The following is a 20,226-nucleotide window of genomic DNA, read 5'->3' as shown; positions in this document are numbered from 1 at the left end:
GTCAGGCCCTTTCACGAGCGCGGAGGAGGGTGAGGTCGTCAGGCACGGCGGGGGCGTGGCCGGCGGGGGCGGTGGTGGCGGTGGGGGCGGTGGGGTGGGCGGTGGGGTGGGCGGTGGTGGCGGTGGGGGCTGCGGCGCCCGGGGTGGCGGCGCCCGGGGTGGCGGCGCCCGGGGTGGCGGTGCCCAGGGCTGCGGCGTCCGGGGCGGGGGTGGCGCGGGCGGGGCCGGCACCGTCGGCGCCCGATATGAGCGCGAGGTCGTCGGGCACCGTGCGTCCGGCGGCGCGGCGCTCCTCTGCGAAGCGCGCGGCCATCGCGGCGAGTTCGTCGTCGGTGCGCACATCGAGCCCCACGACCACCGAGAGCGGGATGCCGAGGAACACGCACTTCAACACGCCGTGGCGCCACGCATGGTCGTCGAGGTGCGCTGCGGCGAAGGAGCCGAGTGCGGCGGCGACGAGGCGGGTGTCGTTCGCGCGCAGGGCGTCGAGCACGAGATCGAGACCGGCGTCGCGCCACGCGGGCGTCGGATCGGCGATCGCGTCGAGGCCACGCAGCACGCCGCGACGCTCGGCGTCATCCCCGCGCCGGTACAGCGCGACCGCCGCGGCCGGGTCGGCACCGCCGTCGGCGAGCGCGGCGATGATCGCGGCGCGGGCGGCGTCGTCGGCGGTCGGCGCGAACGGTTCCGCGGTCAGGGGCTCGCGTCCGACCTCGCGTCCGGCTGCGGCGAACAGGCGCGCCGCGCTAGCGGCATCCCTTCGCACCTGCTCGACGGCCCGGATGGTCCAGGGGTGGGGGCCCGCGGCCGGCGTAGAGGACGCCCCGGTTCCACCGCCCGCGTCGTGAGGAGCGGAGGGCGCGTCGGTTCCGCCACTCGCGCCGTGAGGAGCGGAGGGCGAGGGGCCAGCGGAGGACGCAGCGAGCGGATCGGGTCCTCCCCCGGCCCCCGGCCCTCCCGTCGTCACGCGTTCCGCGCCGCGGGAGGACGCCCCGGGAGGGGAGGATGCCACGACCCCGGGCGATCCTCCCGTCGCCGGATCTCCTCCCGCCGCCGAATCCCCTCCCCCCGCCGGGCCAGCGACCGCACCGCCCACCGCCGGGCCAGCGACCGCACCGCCCACCGCCGGCACCGCCGCACCGGAAGCCGCAGCGGACCGCGCCGAGGCCGCAGTCAGCGCCGCCATGCTCGCGCGGGCCAGTGCAGGAGCCGCGTGCGCGTGACGGGGCAGCTCGACGGCGACGACACCGCGGTAGTCGAGCTCGCGGAGCGCGGCGAGCGCGGCATCCAGGTCGAGCGCCCCCTCGCCGAAGGGGAGGTGCTCGTGCGCGTGCGGGAGCATGTCGTCGGCCTGCACGTTGCGCAGGAGCGCACCCGCCGCGCGCAGCGCGCCCACGACACCGTCGGGTTCGACGACGACGCAGTGCCCGAGGTCGACGGTGATGCCCAGGATCGCGGGGTGCCCGAGGCGGGCGCGCACGGCGAGGGCGTCGGCGACGGTCTCGACGACCATGCCGGGCTCGGGCTCGAGGGCGAGCGGAACGCCCGCGGCGGCGGCCACCCCGGTGAGTTCGAGCAGGCGCTCGTCCAGCAGCACGCGGGCGGCGTCGAGCGTCACGTCGTCGGGGAGCACGCCGCTCCACAGCGACACGCAGTCGGCGCCGAGGATCGCGGCGATCTCGATCGCGCGGCGCAGGAACACCATGCGGGGTTCGGCGTTGCGGTCGACCAGCGTCGGGCGGTGCTTGCGCACGGGATCGAGCAGGTAGCGCGCGCCGGTCTCGACGACCACGCGCAGGCCCCGCCGGCGCAGATCCGCCGACAGCGCCTCGGTCTGCGCGCGCCAGTCGGGCGCGAACGGGTCGAGATGCGGGTGACCGAGCGTGAGGGCCACGGCCGTGTACCCCTCGCCCTCCAGCACGTCGAGCGCGGACGGCAGGGGGTGATCGGTGAAGCCGTTGGTTCCGTAACCGATGCTCCAGGGCACGTCGTTCATGTGATGTCTCCTCTCGAGCGGCGGCGCCCGAGCAGGCGGCCGACGACCTCGACGCCGAGCAGGGCAATGGTGGCGATGGGCGATCCCGCACGCGCGGCCAGCGCCGACTGCAGGGGGACGACGGCGCGGATGCCGGCGCGGGTCGCGTTCCTCGCGTTGGCGGCGCCGGCATCGTCCGCGACGGCGAGGTAGCCCGGCAGCACGGCGGACAGGTAGCGCGCGCCGCCGAGGGCCGCGGCCGCGCGGTCGCCGGAGCCGGCGAGAGCGGATGCCGCCACGGCCACGCTCGCGGCGACGGCGGCGCCGCCCGTCACGCGGGTGGACCCGTCGACCTCGCCGCGCGAGACGGCGGTGACGGCGATGGTGTGAACGGCCACCGCGCTCGCGGGCAGGAGGGCGCCGCGCCACCCGGGCCCTGACGCCCCCATCATCACGTCGAGTCCGCGGCACACCGCCATGACCACGGGGCCGGCGGCGGTGGACTTGAACACGAGGTCGTACGCCCACAGTGCGCCCGCGAGAGCGAGCGAGACCGCTCCCGAGGCGCGCCCGGCGGCGAACGCCGACCCCACGCCGACGACCGTGAGCCCCGCGCCGACGGCGAGCGCGCGCGAGCGCGTGATCCGCCCCGACGGAATCGGGCGCTCCGGTCGCTCGAGCGCGTCGAGATCGGCATCCGCCCAGTCGTTCAGCGCCATGCCGGCGCTGTACAGGCACACCGACGACGTCGCGAGCGCACCGGTGCACGCGAGCGACTCGCGACCGGGGCGGCGGGCGCTGAGAGCGCCGACGAGCGCATCGCCGAGGACGGTCAGCGACGCCGGAGCGCGGACGAGGTCGAGGTAGTCCGCGACGCGCGTCACGGTGCGGCGACCCGCGCCGCCGCCACCGCGGCCGCTGTGTCGTGCACCCATGAGACGTACTGCGCGGTCTGCTCGCCGAAGGCGTGCACGTCGCTGCCCCACGGGTCTTTGAAGAAGCAGCCGAGGGCGGCGACGACTCCGGCGTGTCCGGCGCGGGTGGCCAGCGACAGCGAGCGCACGAGGTCGATCACCAGGGGCGCGGCCAGCGCGGAGTCGTACGCGCTCCACGTGGTCTGCAGCGTGACACGGCTGCCGAGGAAGCCGGTGGCGCTGACGTGGTCCCACGCGGTCTTGACGTCGCCGAGGTCGGGCACGTTGTCGATGTGCAGGGGCGCGACGACGTCGTCGCCGACGAGGGCGTGCAATCCGCGGTTCTTCGACACGAGCTTGGACCGCACCGCTTCGGGGTCGGCGAGGGTGGCGCCGTCGCCACCGCCGAGCAGGTTCGTCCCGGCCCAGGACTGTACGCGGAAGCCGCGCGCGGGCGAACATGGGCGCGAGCACCGTGCGCAGCAGCGTCTCGCCCGTCTTGCCGTCCTGCCCGGCGTAGGCGATGCCCGCGCGCTCGGCGCGTTCGCGCAGCACGGGGAGGTTGAGGGATGCCGAGGGGGTGAAGGCCGCGTAGGCGGCACCGGCCGCGATGGCCGCGAGGGCGGCGCGCGAGCTCGGAGGCAGCACCCGGACGCCGGGGGTCGTGAGTGCGGTCTGCAGCAGGTCGTCGTCTTCGAAGCCGGGGTGGTAGGGCGGGAGGGGTTCGGTCGACGACACGTCGATCACGACGACCTCGCGCAGGCCGTGCCGATCGCGGAAGTCCGCGATGTCGGCGGCCATCAGGTCGATCTCCTCCTGCTGGGTGGTGGTGCGCGTCGGGACGGGCCGCAGGTTCTGCTCGGTGGCGCGCAGGCTCTCGCGCACGGCGTCGACGAGGGCCGCGGGGAACATGCCGCCCGCGGCGAGCTGCTCGGCGCGCTGCTCGAGGGGGGTCGCGGCGATGTCGTGACCGCCGACGACGATCTCGTCGATGGCGGGGAACTCCTCGACGCGCACCGCATCGGTCTCGGTGGTGAGGCCGATCGGCGAGGCGGCTCCGAGGGCGAGCGCGTGGATGCCGATGGTCGCCGTCGTGGCGAGCGACCCGCGGGCGCCGATGAACCAGGCTCCGACGTCGGCGGTGGAGGGGGTGTCCGAGGTGTTCACGCGGGGATCCGTTCTTCATTGAGGGATGAGCCATCCGGGCGCGCGCCATCGATCGGCCGGTCGGGCCGTGGGAGAGCGCGCTGCAGGGGGATGGCGGGCGGTTCGGGGTGTTTCGGGACGGGTCTCGTCGTCGAGGTGTTCCAGTGCTCCTGACAGTACCCAGGCTTTTGCGGCTTGGCAACCAAAAGGTGGAGCCGGAACGCACATTAAGTGCGCGAAGCTCGGGCGTGTTCCGACTCGGCGCCCGATGAGGCGCCGCTCAACCCCGCACGGGCAGGCGCTTGTCGAGCCACGCGAGCAGGTCGGCGCGCACGTCGGCCTGCTGCACCTCGTTGAACAGCTCGTGCCGCGCCCCCGGGTACACCTGTGTCGTCACATCGGTCAGACCGGCACGCTCGCGGTAGGCGTCGGCGAGGCGATGCACGCTGCGCGGGCCGCCGACGGTGTCGTCGCGACCCACCAGGAGCAGCACCGGCACGTCGCGGCCAAGGTCGCGGCGCGGGCGGCCCGCCAGCTTCAGCGTCTCGATCGGGCCGAACAGTCGCAGGATCGGCGTGGTGGTGGTCAGGGGATCGGCGACGAAGTCGCGGCCCACCCGCTCGTCGCTCGACAGCCATTCCATGCCCGAGCCCCGCTCGTGCTTCCAGGGGGCGTTGAGGTCGCCCGCGTTCAACGCGCCCGGCCACCGCAGGGCCGACCCGGCCAGCACGACGGCGTCGTAGGCCTCGGGATGCCGATCGAGCAGCATCTGCGCGAGGAACGAGCCCCACGACTGCCCGATGAGCACGAGCGGCAGGCCGGGGTTCTCGTCGCGGATGCGCTGCGTGAGCGTCCACACGGCGTCGCGCGCCGCCCTTAGCCCGCCGGGGCCGAGACGACCGAGCTTGCGGCGGTCGCCGCCCCACTGGCGCAGACCCGTGCGCCCGTGGCCGCGGTGATCGTCGGCATAGACGGTGTAGCCGTCGGCGACGAGCGTCTCGATCAGAGCCCCGTAGCGGCCGGCGTGCTCTCCCACCCCGTGCAGCAGCTGCACCACCGCGCGCGGCTCCGCCGCCGCGTGCACGTCGTAGACGATCGGGATGCCGTAGGCGTCGGTGAACTCGGGCATGGGGCGAGTGTACGACCGGCGGTCTTGGTACCCCGCCGGTTCGGGCACCGGACCCACGTGACGGCGCGCCGCGTGAGCCGGGGGCGCGGCATCCTGACCGTTAGCGTGACTAATGAGTTACGCTAATGGTCAGGAACATGAACGACCGCGTCGACGAATCCCCCCTCACCGACAACAGTCATGATTTCAGCGCCGCGGCTTCCGAGCTGCGCATGGCGACGTTCCGACTGGCTCGCCGCCTCCGGGCCCAGCGAGCCGTCGACACCATGAGCGACGGGCAGTTCGCCGTCCTCGCCGCCCTCACGGTGCATGGCGCGCACACGCTCGGCCAACTGGCTGATCGTGAGCGCGTCACCGCGCCGTCGATGAACCGCACGGTGTCGCTCCTCGAAGAAGCGGGTTACATCACACGCATCCCGGATGCGACCGACCGCCGCCGCGTCAGCATCGACCTCACCGACTTCGGTCGCACGATCGTCGACGAGACCGTCCGCCGGCGCGACGCCTTCGTCGAGGAGGCCCTGGCCGAACTGACCCCCGACGAACGCGACACACTGGCCCGCGCGGCCCAGATCATGAGGAAGGTGGCCGACAGGTGAGCTCCTCGATGTTCCGGTCGCTGTCGATCTTCAACTACCGCGTCTGGTTCATCGGAGCCCTCGTCTCCAATGTCGGCGCCTGGATGCAGGCCACCGCCCAGAACTGGGTGGTGCTCACGCAGCTCACCGACAACGACGCCGCCGCCATGGGCGTCACGATGGCCCTGCAGTTCGCCCCTCCCCTGTTGCTGGTCGGGGTCACCGGCTGGGTGGCCGACCGCTTCGACCGTCGGCGGCTCATCATGTGCACGCAGGGCGCGCTGCTGCTGCTGGCCCTCGCGCTCGGCATCCTGCTTCTGACCGGCGTGATGACGCTCCCGCTCATGTACGGTTTCGCGCTGGCGCTCGGGGTCGCGACCGCGTTCGACAACCCGGCGCGCCAGGCCTTCGTCTCCGACCTGGTGTCGCAGCAGAACGCCTCCAACGCCGTGGCCCTCAACGCCGCCTCCTTCAACACCGCCCGGCTCATCGGTCCCGCGGTCGCCGGCGTCATGATCGTTCTCATCGGCACCGGGTGGGTCTTCCTCGTCAACGCCGTGACCTTCCTCGCCATGCTCGGCGCACTGCTGATCATGCGCCCGCACGAACTGGTGGCCCGCGTTCGGCGGAACGGCCCCGCCCGGCTCGCCGACGGCTTCCGCTACGTCGCGCGCCGCCCCGACCTGGTCGTCATCTTCGTCATGGTGTTCCTTCTGGGCGCCTTCGGCATGAACTTCCCGATCTTCGCCTCGACGATGGCCCTCGAGTTCGGTCGCGGCGCCGACGGTTTCGGGCTGCTCAGCTCCTTCGTCGCGATCGGCTCCCTCGCCGGCGCCCTGCTCGCCGCGCGCCGCGAACGCGCGCGCATGCGCGTGGTCATCGTGGGCACGGGCGGCTTCGCCGTGGCATCCGCCCTGTCGGTGGTCGCACCCGGGTACGAGACGTACGCCGCCACTCTCGTGCTGACGGGCTTCTGCGTGGTCACGACACTCACCACCGCCAACGGGTACGTGCAGACGACGACCGATCCGGCGCTTCGCGGACGGGTGATCGCGCTGTACATGGCGATCCTGCTCGGCGGCACACCCGTCGGGGCTCCGATCGTCGGCGCCGTGGCGGCGGAGTTCGGCCCGCGCACGGCCATCGGGCTCGCGGCCGTGGTCGCCCTGATCGCGTGCGGCATCGGCGCCTCGTGGACCCTGGCGTCGGGCCGGGTGCACCGCCACGAGACGAAGCGGTTCCGCCTGACCGTCGACGAGACGCGGCCTTTGCCGACGATCCCGCCGGAGCCCGAGGACTTCAGCGACGAGATCGCCGGCACGACACCGATCCCCCTGCCGCCCGGCGAGCGCGCGTCGCGCCCGGTGCACCGCCCGCGACACGGCGCCTGAGCGGTACCCGCCGGGGTTGCGTCCCGCCCGGGCGTAGGACCGGGTCGGGGCGCATCTCGCCGCTCGGGGCGTGATGCGGCGCACACCGAACGCCGCGCCCCGCAGCCCCGATCGCGTTCGATTCGCGTGAATGGAAACCAAAGCGGCGCGCGGATGTCAAGCCCCACCGCCGCCACGCGCTCCGCGGGCGGGTTTCCCTACTGTGCAGGTGTCCGTTCCGCACACCGATCTCAGGGGGAGATCCGCATGCCCACGCTCACTCGTCGTTCCTCTCGCATCACCACCGCGATCGCCCTTCCCGCCGCCGTCATCGCGGCCGGCGTGCTCGTCTCGACCAGCTCGTACGCCGCCTTCTCCGACACCACCGCGAACGAGCAGAACACGTGGCGCGCCGGCAGCGTCGACCTCGCCGACGACGCCACCGGCCGCGCGCTGTTCACCGTCCCCAACGCCAAGCCCGGCGACGGCGGCGTGAACTGCATCGCCGTCACCTCGACCGGCTCCCTCGCCTCGCAGGTGCGCCTCTACGCGGGCGACCCGCAGTCGACGGCGAGCCTGGCCGATCACCTCGTGCTCACCGTCGAACAGGGAACCGGCGGCGGATACGGCAGCTGCGCGGGCTTCACCGCCGAGAAGACGGTCTTCGACGGTCGCCTCGCGGGCTTCGGCGCCGCGCACTCGTCATTCGCGACCGGGCTCGCGACCTGGAGCCCGACGGGCGCCGCTGCCGAGACGCGCACGTTCCGCCTCACCTGGAAGCTCGTCGACGACGCCCCCAACAGCGTGCAGGGCGGCACCGCATCGACGTCGTTCGTGTGGGAAGCGCAGAACAGCTGATCGGTGCGCCTCACCCTTCTCGTCGCGGTCGCGACCGCGCGGGCATGTGTGACCCTGGTCGCCGCCCTGACCTTCTGGGCGGCGGCACCCGTCGCCGTGGGGTGGGTGCCGACCACCGTGATGACGGCCTCGATGGCCCCGGCCATCGAGGTGGGCGATGTGGTGGTCGCGCGGCCGGTCGACCGCGACGCCCTCGTTCCCGGTCGCGTCGCGCTGGCGACCGACCCGGACTGGCCCGACCGCCTGCGCCTGCACCGCGTGACGGGCTTCGACGGCGACGGCTCGCTCGTCACGAAGGGTGACGCGAATACCGCGCCCGACAGTTCGCCCGTGCACCCCGACGCCGTCCGCGGCGTCGGGGTGCTGCGCGTGCCCTTCGTCGGGCTGCCGATCGTGTGGCTCCGAAGCGGGGATGCCGTGCCGCTCACCCTGAGCGTCGTCGGCTTCGCCGCGTGCCTCGCCCTCGCACTGCGCCGAGGCATCGACGACGACGAGACGCGCCCCGACGGGGACGCCGACGGCGAGGGGCGCTTCGCGAAGCCCGCGACCGGCGGCTCTCCGGCAGCAACGGATGCCGCGCGCAGGCGACCGCGCACCTGGGCCCTCAGCCTCGCGGCACTGGTCACTGCGGCGATGGTCGCCCTGGCGACACCGAGTCACGCGGCGTTGAGCGCTGTCGCGGGGGCGCGGGGTTTCGTCACGGCGGGGCGCGTCACGCCTCCCTGGTCGCTGACGTGCTCCGACGGCCTCTTCTCGAGCGCGACGGTCTCGTGGCGCTACGACGGCTGGCCGGCGCGGAGCTTCGACATGCTCGTCGACGGCCGCGTCGTGCTGACCGACCTCCCACCCGAGAGCCGCTCCGCCCGCGTCCCGAGCGGGTGGTACTCGCTGTTCAGCACGTCGACGGTCACGATCCGGGCCCACGTCGGGTCGACCTGGTCCGCGCTGTCGTCGGAGTCGGTTCGCATCGGCGGAGCGCTCCTCGGATTCGGCCGACCGTACTGTCGCTGACCCCTCCCCCGCGAACGCGCGGACGGCGCCGATGAGAGGCAGATCGCCGGGCATGCACTCAGCCGGCACCGGCCGCACAGCTCGCACGCCGGCTGAGCTGACGCCGAGTGGTCGGTCTCCGCGGGCGCCGGCGCCCGCCGCTGCGGTCAGGGTGCGCCTCGGCCTGACCGCCTACGCTCGCGCGTCGACCGCCGAGCCGTCTACCGGCACCAGCCGCGTGAGTTGCGTGACATGCCGCGGCTCGAGCTCCGCGAGCGACGACACCCCGAGCAGCGTCATCGTGCGCTCGATCTCGCTGCGCAGGATCGCGATCGTGCGATCGACACCCTGACGCCCGCCGGCCATCAGACCGTAGAGGTACGCCCGCCCGATGAGGGTGAACGTCGCCCCCAGGGCGATGGATGCCACGATGTCGGCGCCGTTCATGATGCCGGTGTCGACCATCACCGTGGCGTCCTCACCCACCTCGCGCACGACCTTCGGCAGCAGGTGGAACGGGACCGGCGCGCGGTCGAGCTGACGGCCGCCGTGGTTCGACAGCACGATGCCGTCGACGCCCCGGTCGATGAGGCGGACGGCATCCTGCACGTTCTGCACGCCCTTGACGACGATCTTGCCCGGCCACATGCCGCGGATGACGTCGAGGTCGTCGTAGCTGATCGTGGGGTCCATCGCCGCGTTCAACAGCTCGCCGACGGTGCCGCCGGTGGTGCTGAGAGAGGCGAATTCGAGCTTGGGCGTGGTGAGGAAGTCGATCCACCACCACGGGCGCGGGATCGCGTCGACGATCGTGCCGACCGTCAGCTGCGGCGGGATCGAGAACCCGTTGCGCTTGTCGCGCAGTCGTGCCCCGGCGATGGGGGTGTCGACGGTGAACTGCAGCGTGTCGAAGCCCGCCTGCGCCGCGCGCTCGACCAGACCGTACGAGATGCTGCGGTCCTTCATGACGTACAACTGGAACCAGTTGCGCCCGTGCGGATTGGCCGCCTTGACGTCTTCGATCGAGGTGGTCCCGAGCGTCGACAGGGTGAACGGGATGCCGGCGGCCGCCGCCGCGGACGCTCCGGCGGTCTCGCCCTCGGTCTGCATCAGACGCGTGAACCCGGTGGGCGCGATGCCGAACGGCAGAGCCGAGGGCCCCCCGAGGATCTCGCACGAGGTGTCGACGTCGGCTGCCGGGCGCAGGATGTCGGGGTGGAACTCCACGTCTTCGAACGCGCGGCGGGCGCGGGCGAGCGACAACTCGCCCTCGGCCGCACCGTCGGTGTAGTCGAAGGCCGCTTTCGGGGTGCGCCGCTTCGCGATCGTGCGGAGGTCGCCGATCGTCAGGGCGGCATCGAGGCGACGCGTTCGCGCGTCGAGCTCGGGCTTCTTGAACTGCATGAGCTCGAGGAGCTCGCCGACCTTGGGGAGCTGACGCTGAACCATGGGTTCTCGCTTTCGTGTGGTCTGACCACATCGTAGAACCGCACGCCGCCCTCCCGCTACGTCTCGCGCGTGATCGTCACCTTCACCTTGAGGTTGCTGCGACCGGGACCGGCGTACACCCCGCGAAGCGGCGGCACGTCGTTGTAATCGCGGCCCCGGCCCACGAGCACGTGGCGGTCGCCGATCTCGATGTTGTTCGTCGGGTCGAAGCCCTGCCAGTCGCCGGCGAACCACTCCACCCATGCGTGCGACTCGCCGGTCACGGCCTCGCCGACCTCGGCGGAGGGCTTCGGGTGCAGATACCCCGAGACGTACCGGGCCGGGATGCCGACCTCGCGAAGCGCGCCGATGGCGATGTGGGCGATGTCCTGGCAGACGCCCTTGCGCGCCTCCCACGCGTCGACGGCGGTCGAATGCACCCCGGTCACGCCCTGCATGTAGTCGATGGCATCCCCGATCGCCTCGGCGATGGCGTGCGCCGCGGGACCCGGACGATCGTGCTGCGCGGCGATCGAGCGGGCGAGCTCGGCGACCTCCGGGTGCGGGGCCGTGCGGCGCGTCTGCGTGAGCTGCTCGACGGTCGCGATCGAGCGAGCGGCCTCCGCAGCGAGCTGCTCCCACGTGATGTCGGTGTGCTCGATCGGGCGCGGGCGCACCTCTACGAGCGAACGGGCGGTGATCATCAGCGCCGAGTGCGGCGACAACACGTCGAACGCCGCGACCCGCGTGCCGAAATAGTCGACGTACTGATTGACCGAGGTCGACGGTTCGATGTCGAGCGACGAGCTCAGCACGAACTGGCTCTCCGTCGAGTGCGGCAGCATCCGGGCCTCGTTGTACGACGCCGAGACGTCGCCCGGGTAGACGAAACCGGTCTGGTGCTCGATGCGCAGACGCTTCATCGCACGTTCCCTTCACCCTGGCGTCGCGCCGAGGGTCCCTGAGCCTGTCGAAGGTTCATGAGATCTCCCCGATCCAGCTCGGCTCGGCCTGCGTGGGGAAGAAGCGCGAACGGATGGCCTCCGACGCTTCGCGCGTCACCGTCTGCACGCGCTGCATGTGCTCGGGCAGATCGGTGAGCACGTCGCTGACCGGCCGGTACTCCAGGTCGTTGCGGATCTGGCCGAGCGCGCGCAGCACCGTGTTGGAGTGCCCGACACGGTCGGCGCGGGGGTCGATCGCGCTCATGCAGTCTTCGGCGCGCTGGATCGAGTAGATGATCGAGCGCGGGAACAGGCGGTCCAGCAGCAGGAACTCGGCCGCATTGCGTGCGCTCGGCATCCCGCGATACGTGCGCAGGTACGCCTCGTACGCGCCGCAGGAGCGCAGGATCGTCGTCCACGACGGACCCGACACCTCGGTCAGCGACCGCGTGGCGAGAAGGCGCGCCGTCATGTCGGTGCGCTCGATGCTGCGACCGAGCGTGAAGAACTGCCACGCCTCGTCACGGTTCGTCGAGGAGTCGACGATGCCGATCGCCAGGGCGGCACGCTCGCGCACCCACTGGAAGAACTCGTGCACCTTGTCGGTCTGCAGCCGCCGTGGCATGCGGGAGTTCGTGGTGTTGAGGATCTCCCACAGCTCGGTCGAGACGATCTCACGCGCGCGCCGGGCGTTCTCGCGCGCCGCGGTGAGCGAGTAGGCGATGCTCGACGGATTCATGCGGTCGACGGCGAGGCGGGCGAGCACGTCGTCGCGGCGTACCGTGTCGACGTTCTCGGGCCAGGCCGACCCCATGACGCTCAGCAACGACCGGCACGCGGTGTCCTCATCGATCCAGGGGTCTTCGAGAAGCAGCTGCAGGTGCACGTCGAGAATGCGGGCGGTGCCGTCGCTGCGCTCGATGTAGCGGCCGATCCAGAACAGGCTCTCCGCGATGCGGCTCAGCATGAACCGACCTCCTTCGCCCCTGAGCTCGTCGACGGGTCGGGCACCCGCTCGCGGGTCTGTTGCTGCTGCTCGGCCTGCGGACCGTGCTGCACCCCGGCATCCTGTTGCTGCTGCTCCTGCTGCTCCTTCCCTGAGCGCGATTCGCTCGGGCGCGGGTCGCGGGGAGAGGTGGCGGGCGCGGGCTGACCGTCGTAGATGATCGGGATCGCCTCGGTCACCGCCGCCTGATCGGCCACGAGTCCCGAGACGCCGTTGCCCTGGCCGTACTCCACATGCGAGGGGGCCGAACCGCCGACCACCCACGTGTCCTTCGAGCCGCCGCCCTGGCTGGAGTTGACCACGAGCTGCCCCTCGGGCAGCGCCACGCGGGTGAGGCCGCCGGGCAGTACCCAGATGTCGTCGCCGTCATTGACCGCGAACGGACGCAGGTCGGCGTGGCGGGGTCGCATCCCGTCTTCCACCAGGGTGGGGATCGTGGAGAGCATGACCACCGGCTGGGCGATCCAGCCGCGCGGGTCGGCGAGCAGGCGCTTGCGCAGCTGCTCGAGCTCGGCCGGCGAGGCGTCGGGGCCCACCACCAGCCCCTTGCCTCCCGAACCGTCCACGGGCTTCACGACCAGTTCGGGGAGGCGGTCGAGCACCTCTTCGAGCGCACCCGGGTCTTCCAGCCGCCAGGTGTCGACGTTCTTCAGGATGGGTTCTTCGGCCAGGTAGTACCGGATCAGATCGGGCACATAGGTGTAGAGGAGCTTGTCGTCGGCGACGCCGTTGCCCACCGCGTTGGCGATCGTGACGTTGCCCAGGCGTGCGGCGAGCATGAGGCCGGGCGCGCCCAGCATCGAGTCTGCGCGGAACTGCAGCGGGTCGAGGAAGTCGTCGTCGACGCGACGGTAGATCACGTCGACGCGCTGCGGGCCGCGGGTCGTGCGCATGAACACCTTGCCGCCGATGCACAGCAGGTCGCGGCCCTCGACCAGCTCGACGCCCATGAGGCGCGCGAGCAGCGTGTGCTCGAAGTACGCCGAGTTGTAGACACCCGGGGTGAGCACGACGATGTTCGGATCGTCGATCCCGGGCGGGGCGGAGGCGCGCAGCGCCGCGAGCAGCTTGTTCGGGTAGTCGCCGACGGGCCGCACGCGCATCGAGACAAACAGCTCCGGCAGTGTCTGGGCCATGACGCGGCGGTTCGAGATGACGTAGGAGACACCCGAGGGCACGCGCACGTTGTCTTCGAGCACGCGCATCTCGCCGTGCTCGTCGCGGATCAGGTCGATGCCCGACACCTGGATGCGCACGCCGTTGGCGCTGCGGATGCCGGCGGCCTGACGGTAGAAGTACTGCGACGACGAGATGAGGCCCGCGGGCAGGATGCCGTCGCGCACGCAGTGCTGGTTGCCGTAGGCATCGTCGAGGAACGCCTCGAGAGCCTTGACGCGCTGCTTCACGCCGGCCTCGATGCGCGACCACTCGTCGTACGCGATGACGCGAGGCACGGCATCCAGGGGGAAAGGCCGCTCCTCGCCCGCGAAGTCGAACGTCACGCCCTGGGCGAGGTAGGAGCTCGCGAGCGATTCGGTGCGACCGCGCAGCTCCTCCTGGGTCATCTGCGCGAGCGTCTGGTACAGCTCCCGGTACGCCGCGCGAGAGGGCGCGGCTTCTCCCGGACTCACCGGGACACCGAACATCTCGTCGAACGCCGGGACGCCGGATGCGGTCTTGCGCGGCGCCAGCGTGGAGCCGTAACCGTCGAACAGGTCACCCATGCGTCGACTCTACTCAGCGCCGTGTTGCCGCCACGTTTCCCCGGCGGCGATCTCGGCGGATGGATAGAGTGACGCTCACCTCGCCGCCACGACCAAGGGTGCCTCCATGCGCGTGCTCGTCACCAGTTCCCGCAACACCTTCGCGCTCGATCTGATCCGCAAGCTCGGAAGCGCCGGTCACACCGTCTTCGCCGGCGACACGTACGACGGAGCCGTCGGAAGCCACTCGCGCTTCCTCGCCGGGCACCTGACGACGCCGTCGCCGCGTTTCGAGACCGATGCCTTCGTCGCCACCGTGAGCAGGTACGTCGAGAGGCACGACATCGACCTGATCATCCCCACGTTCGAGGAGGTCTTCTACCTCGCCGCCCGCGCGGCAGACCTCCCCGCGGGCGTCCGCCTGTATGCGGGCCGATTCAGCGATCTGGCCCGCCTGCACGACAAGGCCAGCTTCCAGCGTCTGGCGCAGGAGGCCGGGGTGCCCATCCCTGAAACGGTCGTGGTCACCTCGTCCGACGAGCTGCGCGGCGCCATCGCCCGTTTTCCCCGCTATTTCGCCCGCGCGGCGTTCTCGCGCGGCGGTGTGGGCCTGCTGACGAACACCGGCCCGCTCGCCGGCAAGGTGCCGGTCGAGGACTGCGTGCCCACGCCCGAGCAGCCGTGGCTCGTGCAGCCCTTCGTCGACGGGCCGATGGTGTGCACGTACAGCGTGGTCGTCGACGGGAAGGTGCAGGCGCACACGACCTACAAGGCGGCCGAGCAGTGGGCGCACTCCACCGCGATCGCCTTCGTCGCCGTCGACAGCACCGACACGCTGCGGTACACGCAACAGCTGGTCGGCGCCCTCGACCCGGGATTCACGGGTCAGATCTCGTTCGACTTCGTCGATCACGGTACCGATGCCGCCCCCGACTACAAGATCATCGAGTGCAACCCGCGGCCCACCAACGGCGTCATCCTGCTCGACGCCGATGACGTGTCGAAGGCGATCCAGGGCGAACTCGCCGCGCCCGTCGTCGCGATCCCCGGCACGCAGCGGCAAATCACGCTCGCCGTGATCGCCGACGCGTTCACCGAGCCACTGTCGCACCTGCCGAAGACGCTGCACGATCTGCTCACCGTGCGAGACGTCGGCGCCGGATGGTGGGACGACGCCGCGATGCTGTGGAGCCCGGCCACGATCGTGCACGGCGCGAAGATCTCGCACGGAGAGCGCAAGGAGGCGCTCGCCGCACTCGGCGACGACATCGTCTGGAACGGCGAGCCCATCGCCGGGATGAGCGAGACGGATGCCGCCGCCCTCGAGGCCGTGCACGCCGGTCGCGTCTGAGCGCCGCCTCCCGGCATCCCCCTCTTCCCCCCGCCCGCGCCCGCCTGCCCTCCGCGCGTAGCCGCGCGCGAGGGGTCAAGAAGTGTCGCCTGGCGTCTCTCCCGGCGACAAGAATTGACCCCTCACGCGGCCTGGCACCCCCGCGCGCGTGGCCGCGCGTGAGCGCGCGAGGGGTCGAGAAGTGTCGCCAGGCGCCTCTCCCGGCGACGATTCCTGACCCCTCACGCGCCCTCGCGGGGCGTCAGGAGCCGGGGCGCAGCACGACCTTGATGCAGCCGTCCTGCTTCTTCTGGAACGTCTCGTACAGGCCGGGGGCGTCGTCGAGCGGGGCGTGGTGGGTCACCAGGTCCATCACGCCGAGCGGGTCGGCGGGGTCCTCCACGAGGGGCAGCAGGTCGTCGATCCAGCGCTTGACGTTGCACTGGCCCATGCGCAGGTTCAGCTGCTTGTCGAACATCGTCTTCATCGGCAGCACGTCGGCCTCACCGGCGTACACGCCGCTCAGCGACACCGTGCCGCCGCGGCGCACGAGGTCGATCGAGGCGTAGACCGCGGCGAGGCGGTCGAGCCCGGCCTTGTCCATGAGCTTTCGCGCGAGGGCATCAGGCAGCAGGCCGACGGCGTTCTGGGCCAGCTTGATGCCGCCGTTGCCGTGGGCCTCCATGCCGACGGCATCCACCACCCCATCCGCCCCACGACCCTCGGTGAGATCGACGAGCTCGTCGACCACCGTGTCGGTGAGGTCGTAGGTCAGGATGCCGTGGCGCTCGGCCATCGCGCGACGCTCGGGCTCCGGCTCGATCGCGAGCACGCGGTAGCCGAGGTGCACGCCGATGCGCGCGGCGAACTGCCCCACCGGGCCGAGCCCCATGACGGCGAGCGTGCCGCCCTCGGGGACGTCGGCGTACTGCACGCCCTGCCAGGCAGTGGGGACGATGTCGCTGAGGAAGAGGTAGCGGTCGTCGGGTAGGTCGTCACCGACGCGAATGTGGTTGTAGTCGGCCAGGGGCACGCGCAGGTACTCCGCCTGCCCGCCCGGCACCTGACCGTAGAGCTTGGTGTAACCGAACAGCGCAGCCCCGCTGCCGTACTCGCGCACCTGCGTCGTCTCGCACTGCGACTGCAGTCCGCGGCGGCACATGAAGCAGTGGCCGCACGAGATGTTGAACGGCACGACGACCCGGTCGCCGACGGCGAGGTTCGTCACGGCCGAGCCCACCTCGACCACGACGCCCATCGGCTCGTGGCCGAGCACGTCGCCCTTGTCGATGAAGGGGCCGAAGAGTTCGTAGAGGTGCAGGTCCGACCCGCAGATCGCGGTGGACGTGATCTTCACGATCGCATCGGTGGGCTCGAGGATCTCGGGGTCGGGGACCTCCTCGACGCTCACGTTGCGCGTGCCCTGCCAGGTCAGTGCCTTCATGGTCGTGCCTCTCGTTCCGGGGTCTGCCAGTCTGCGCCCGGCGCGCGTGCGCGGCCGGGGTGGTTGACGAGCCCCCCGGCCATGCGTCAGGCGCCCGGGGCCGCCAGCGGCGGTGCGTCGATCCAGGCGTGCACGCGCGCGAGGGAGGCGGCGTACCCGGCCGGCGTGCGCCCCGTGAGGCGGCCCGACGTCTCGACCTCGTGCTCGTCGCTCGCCCGCTCGCGCGCGCCGAGAGCCCGCACCGCGCGCACGAGCGCGACGTCCTCGTGCTCGACGAGATCCGGGATGCCGCCTGCCTCGGTGTACGTGCTCGCCCGCACCCCGAGATTCGCGCCGTGCACGTTCCCGGGCGGTCGGCCGCGGTGATGGGTCGCGAGCCAGTAGGCCGCGTGTCGGGCGCTGAGGTCGGCGAAGTCGGGGCGGACGGTGCCGAGCACGAGGTCGACCCCCGCGTCGGCGAGGTCGAGCTGGTGCGTGATCCAGTCGGGGGGCACCACGGTGTCGGCATCCGTCATCGCGATCCACGTCTGCCGCGGGTCGACGTCGCTCAGGGACAGCGCGTGCGTGACCCCGATGCGACGGGCGGTGCCGACGCGGCGAGCGGCGATCGTCACCGACTCGACCGGCCAGCGCGCGACCTGCGGGGCCGTGGTGTCGGTGCAGGCATCCAGCACCACGACGACCGTCGCCACCAGGTCGGGGTGCCGCTGGCGCGCCGTCGCCACCGCGCGGACGACGGATGCCAGGCACCGCCCGATCAAGGCCTCTTCGTCGTGCGCCGGGATGACGACGGCCACCGCCCTCACGAGACGAGCCCGGCCTCGGCCGCGACCGACCGCGCGCCCGGGTGCGCGAAGACCTCGAGCACGAAGTCCTCCTCTTCGTGCCGCACGAGACGCACGAGGTCGCGGCGTGCGGCGAGCGCATCGTGCACCTCGTCGCCACTGCGCGGATACTCCGCGACCGGATGCCGCCAGTGGCAGGCGACGAGGTGACCGTCGAGGGTGAGCGAGGCGACGGCGGCGGCGAGCCCGCGATCGAGGTCGGCCCCGGCCCAGTAGTAGGCGACCTCCGACAGCACGACGAGGTCGAAGGCGCCCTCGGGCCAGTCGTCGGGAAGGGTCGCCCGGCGCAGCTCGACGGTCGAGCGGTCGCCCAGCCGGAGGCGTGCGCGCTCCAGCGCGGCCTCGGCGAGGTCGACGGCGAGCACCCTGTCGCTGCGGTTCGCGAGCTGCGCCGTGAGCGCACCCGTCGAGCATCCGGCCTCGAACGTCGCGCGGTAGTGGCGCCAGGGCAGGGCGGCGAGGAGCACGGCGCGCTTGCGCTCTTCGTACCAGCGCGAATCGAAGCCCCACGGGTCGTCGTGCCGGGCGTACATGTCGTCGAAGTAGGCCTGGCCGACGGATGCCGACGGCCCCGCCGCGTCCGCGCTTTCCCGCGGCACGACCACGCTCGCGCCGGCGCCCTCCGCCATCCTCGCGGTCGGCGCCGGCGTCGCGCCCGCGCCCTGCGGCACGGAAGAGCCCTCGGCATCCCGCACCTCGGCGCCGGCGCTCGCCCCGACTCCCTCCGGCGCGAAGAACACCTCGGCATCCCTCTCGAAGTGCGCGCGCATGCGAACGTGCACCATCGCCTCGTCGCCCGGCGCCGGCGACAGCGGTCGCAGCTGACTCGCGTGCGCGTCGAGGGCGCGGGTCTTGGCATCCTGAACGCTCGGGTCGAGCGCGAGACGCTCGGCGCGATCCCACGGCACATCGTCGGAGGTGCCCCAATGCCAGAGCCAGATCGGGAACGCGCGCGAGCGCACCCCGCGGGCCGCGCACACCTCCTCGACGATCTCGCCGACGACGCGGTGATCGCGGTGTCCGTCGCCGCGCCAGGGCGACAGCACGAGCACGCGGTCGGAACCGGCGCGGTCGAGAGCGTGCGTCACGGCCGCGGCGATGGCGTCGCGGTGCTCGTCGGTCCCCCCGTCAGGCAGGCCGAGGAAGACCGGGGCGGCGCTCAGCCCGAGTTGGCCCATCGCGGCGTGAAGCTCCCGGCGGCGCAGCAGCGCGAGCGTCGCGGGCGTGTGCGTGGGCGAGTCGGGATGCGATCTCTCACCGTCGGTTGCGACCAGCAGGTCGACCGGGATGCCACGGGCAGCGGCCGTGGCGAGGAGCCCCGCCGCGCCGAGCGTCTCGTCGTCGGGGTGCGCCGCGACGACGAGGAGCCGGTCGACGTCGAGGTCGAGCGCGGGAAGGTCGCGGCGCAGGGCGGCGGTCCAGGATCCCTCGTCGGTGCCCGGCTCGCGGTGGTCGAAACTCACCATGCGCCGTCACCCCCTGCCACGTCGCCGCCGATCTTCGTGAGATCGCGCTCCGCGTGGTGCTGGCGGACGTAGACCTGCAGGTCGGCGACGCGCCGGGCGTGCGCCTCGTCGGCGACGAGCGGCAGCGGCCCGAGCGCGTGCGCGGCTTCGGCGATCGTCGTCTCGACCGCGTCGGCGACGACCGCACGCGCGCGTGCGGCCCGCAGACCTTCGGATGCCGAGCCCCCGGCGTCGAACACCGCCGCGGTCTCGACGAGGACGGCGCGCGCGGCCCAGAGCGCCGTGTCGGCCCGGCCGAGGTGTACGCGCGAGAGCTGGTCGGCGTGTTCCCCGCCCGCCGCGGCGGCGAGCGCGGTGCGCAGGGGCGTCGCCGCGCCCCACCAGCACGCCGCGACCCCGACCCCGCCGTGCGCGAAGCCGGGCCGACGCAGGTACCACCCGGCATCCCCCACCGGAACGGCCCGAGCCCCGTCGACGTCGATCGGCGCGCTGACGACGCGATCGAGACCCCGCGCGTACCAGGGACCGGAGCGTGCGGTGACGGCCGGGTCGCGAAGGTCGAGCGCGAAGAGCTGTCGGCGCTCGTCGTCGATCCAGGCGGTGACGAGCGCGTGATCGAGGTCGGCGGCGAGAGAACACCAGGGCTTCGTGCCGCGGAGCGTCCAGCCGTCGGCATCCTGTCGTGCCTCCAGCCGCAGGCCCGCGCCTTCGGCGGCGAACACGCCCCACGAACCAGCCGTGTCGACGTCGATCGCGAAACCGGCCGCCGCGGCCTCGTCGAGGATCGCGAGGGCGTCGAGGTGCGGCTCGAGCACGCGCGCGGCGGCGACGTCGCGGGCGGCGACCGACGCGAGCAGTTCCCACGTCGCCGCGACCGAGGCCGGCGGGGCGACGGCAGTGGCCCACGCGAGCGTGGCGGCGACGTCGCTGCCGAAGGCAGGCACAGCATCCGCTCGGCGCAGGGCGCCACGAACGTCGTCGAGGCCGGGGGTCGGGTCGGAGATGAGCAGGGGGAAGGCGGGATGGTCACCGTCGGTCACGCACGTCAGTGAAGGAATCGTTGCGGATTCCGTCTAGATCGTTGACATCGCGGCCCGATC

Annotated in this window: 18 protein-coding genes; 6 read left to right on the top strand and 12 right to left on the bottom strand. The window is 72.3% G+C overall.

What is annotated here, in order from left to right; translation table 11 throughout:
• Position 1 precedes the first annotated feature (1 nt).
• Genes QE410_RS01895 through QE410_RS01885 form a run of 3 tightly spaced genes read right to left on the bottom strand, consistent with a single transcriptional unit; the run spans position 2 to position 3,491 of the window.
• Entirely contained in the window at positions 2-1,996 is a 1,995-nt protein-coding gene (locus QE410_RS01895; protein ID WP_307327175.1) for an EboA domain-containing protein, read from the bottom strand.
• Positions 1,993-2,859, bottom strand: a complete 867-nt coding sequence (locus QE410_RS01890) for an SCO3242 family prenyltransferase (RefSeq protein WP_307327173.1) — start codon at positions 2,857-2,859, stop codon at positions 1,993-1,995. The genes QE410_RS01895 and QE410_RS01890 overlap by 4 nt, the downstream gene beginning before the upstream one ends.
• Positions 2,856-3,491, bottom strand: coding sequence for an inositol-3-phosphate synthase (locus QE410_RS01885; protein ID WP_307327170.1), 636 nt, complete (start codon positions 3,489-3,491; stop codon positions 2,856-2,858). The genes QE410_RS01890 and QE410_RS01885 overlap by 4 nt, the downstream gene beginning before the upstream one ends.
• 103 nt (positions 3,492-3,594) lie before the next feature.
• On the opposite strand from QE410_RS01885, the gene QE410_RS01880 reads away from it, so the two are divergent.
• Entirely contained in the window at positions 3,595-4,209 is a 615-nt protein-coding gene (locus QE410_RS01880) for a hypothetical protein (RefSeq protein ID WP_307327168.1), read from the top strand.
• Positions 4,210-4,315: 106 nt separating this feature from the next.
• Here QE410_RS01880 and QE410_RS01875 read toward each other — a convergent pair whose 3' ends face one another.
• Positions 4,316-5,164, bottom strand: a complete 849-nt coding sequence (locus tag QE410_RS01875; protein ID WP_307327166.1) for an alpha/beta fold hydrolase — start codon at positions 5,162-5,164, stop codon at positions 4,316-4,318.
• 137 nt (positions 5,165-5,301) lie between these two features.
• Here QE410_RS01875 and QE410_RS01870 point away from each other — a divergent pair, with 137 nt between their 5' ends.
• The 4 genes from QE410_RS01870 to QE410_RS01855 all read left to right on the top strand — a co-directional run bounded on the left by QE410_RS01870 (position 5,302) and on the right by QE410_RS01855 (position 8,981).
• The gene (locus QE410_RS01870) at positions 5,302-5,763 is read left to right on the top strand and encodes a MarR family winged helix-turn-helix transcriptional regulator (protein WP_307327164.1); all 462 of its coding nucleotides are present in this window, start codon (positions 5,302-5,304) and stop codon (positions 5,761-5,763) included.
• 8 nt (positions 5,764-5,771) lie between these two features.
• Positions 5,772-7,133 (top strand): MFS transporter, encoded by a 1,362-nt coding sequence (locus QE410_RS01865; RefSeq protein WP_307334293.1) that lies wholly within the window; start codon positions 5,772-5,774, stop codon positions 7,131-7,133.
• Positions 7,134-7,379: 246 nt separating this feature from the next.
• Positions 7,380-7,970 carry a TasA family protein gene (locus QE410_RS01860; protein ID WP_307327162.1) on the top strand — a complete coding sequence of 197 codons (591 nt, stop codon included), beginning with the start codon at positions 7,380-7,382 and terminating at the stop codon, positions 7,968-7,970.
• Between the two features lie 3 nt (positions 7,971-7,973).
• Positions 7,974-8,981: a hypothetical protein gene (locus QE410_RS01855; RefSeq protein ID WP_307327160.1), complete on the top strand. Its 1,008-nt coding sequence runs from the start codon at positions 7,974-7,976 to the stop codon at positions 8,979-8,981.
• A 171-nt stretch (positions 8,982-9,152) separates the two neighbouring features.
• On the opposite strand, the gene QE410_RS01850 is transcribed toward QE410_RS01855, so the two are convergent.
• From QE410_RS01850 to QE410_RS01835, 4 genes are read right to left on the bottom strand one after another with little or no spacing between them, the layout of a single operon-like run.
• Complete coding sequence (locus QE410_RS01850; RefSeq protein WP_307327158.1) at positions 9,153-10,409, bottom strand: alpha-hydroxy acid oxidase; 1,257 nt, start codon at positions 10,407-10,409, stop codon at positions 9,153-9,155.
• Positions 10,410-10,465: 56 nt separating this feature from the next.
• Positions 10,466-11,311 carry a transglutaminase family protein gene (locus tag QE410_RS01845; RefSeq protein ID WP_307327156.1) on the bottom strand — a complete coding sequence of 282 codons (846 nt, stop codon included), beginning with the start codon at positions 11,309-11,311 and terminating at the stop codon, positions 10,466-10,468.
• Between the two features lie 55 nt (positions 11,312-11,366).
• Complete coding sequence (locus QE410_RS01840) at positions 11,367-12,299, bottom strand: alpha-E domain-containing protein (protein WP_058233492.1); 933 nt, start codon at positions 12,297-12,299, stop codon at positions 11,367-11,369.
• Complete coding sequence (locus tag QE410_RS01835) at positions 12,293-14,062, bottom strand: circularly permuted type 2 ATP-grasp protein (protein WP_307327153.1); 1,770 nt, start codon at positions 14,060-14,062, stop codon at positions 12,293-12,295. Before QE410_RS01835 ends, QE410_RS01840 begins: the two co-directional genes overlap by 7 nt.
• Before the next feature lie 106 nt (positions 14,063-14,168).
• Here QE410_RS01835 and QE410_RS01830 point away from each other — a divergent pair, with 106 nt between their 5' ends.
• On the top strand, positions 14,169-15,392 hold the full coding sequence (locus tag QE410_RS01830) for a carbamoyl-phosphate synthase large subunit (RefSeq protein ID WP_307327150.1): 1,224 nt from the start codon (positions 14,169-14,171) through the stop codon (positions 15,390-15,392).
• A 241-nt stretch (positions 15,393-15,633) separates the two neighbouring features.
• On the opposite strand, the gene QE410_RS01825 is transcribed toward QE410_RS01830, so the two are convergent.
• The 4 genes from QE410_RS01825 to QE410_RS01810 form a co-directional block, all read right to left on the bottom strand.
• Positions 15,634-16,815, bottom strand: a complete 1,182-nt coding sequence (locus tag QE410_RS01825; RefSeq protein ID WP_307327148.1) for a zinc-dependent alcohol dehydrogenase — start codon at positions 16,813-16,815, stop codon at positions 15,634-15,636.
• 86 nt (positions 16,816-16,901) lie between these two features.
• Positions 16,902-17,612, bottom strand: a complete 711-nt coding sequence (locus QE410_RS01820; protein ID WP_307327145.1) for a glycosyltransferase family 2 protein — start codon at positions 17,610-17,612, stop codon at positions 16,902-16,904.
• Positions 17,613-17,617: 5 nt separating this feature from the next.
• Positions 17,618-19,126, bottom strand: a complete 1,509-nt coding sequence (locus QE410_RS01815; RefSeq protein WP_307327143.1) for a PIG-L family deacetylase — start codon at positions 19,124-19,126, stop codon at positions 17,618-17,620.
• Positions 19,120-20,166, bottom strand: a complete 1,047-nt coding sequence (locus QE410_RS01810) for an acyl-CoA dehydrogenase (protein ID WP_307327141.1) — start codon at positions 20,164-20,166, stop codon at positions 19,120-19,122. The genes QE410_RS01815 and QE410_RS01810 overlap by 7 nt, the downstream gene beginning before the upstream one ends.
• Positions 20,167-20,226 lie beyond the last annotated feature (60 nt).

It is taken from the genome of Microbacterium sp. SORGH_AS_1204 (assembly GCF_030818935.1).
Classification (GTDB): domain Bacteria; phylum Actinomycetota; class Actinomycetes; order Actinomycetales; family Microbacteriaceae; genus Microbacterium.
Note: the sequence above shows the minus strand (reverse complement) of the source record. Positions and strands in the feature narration are given on the sequence as shown.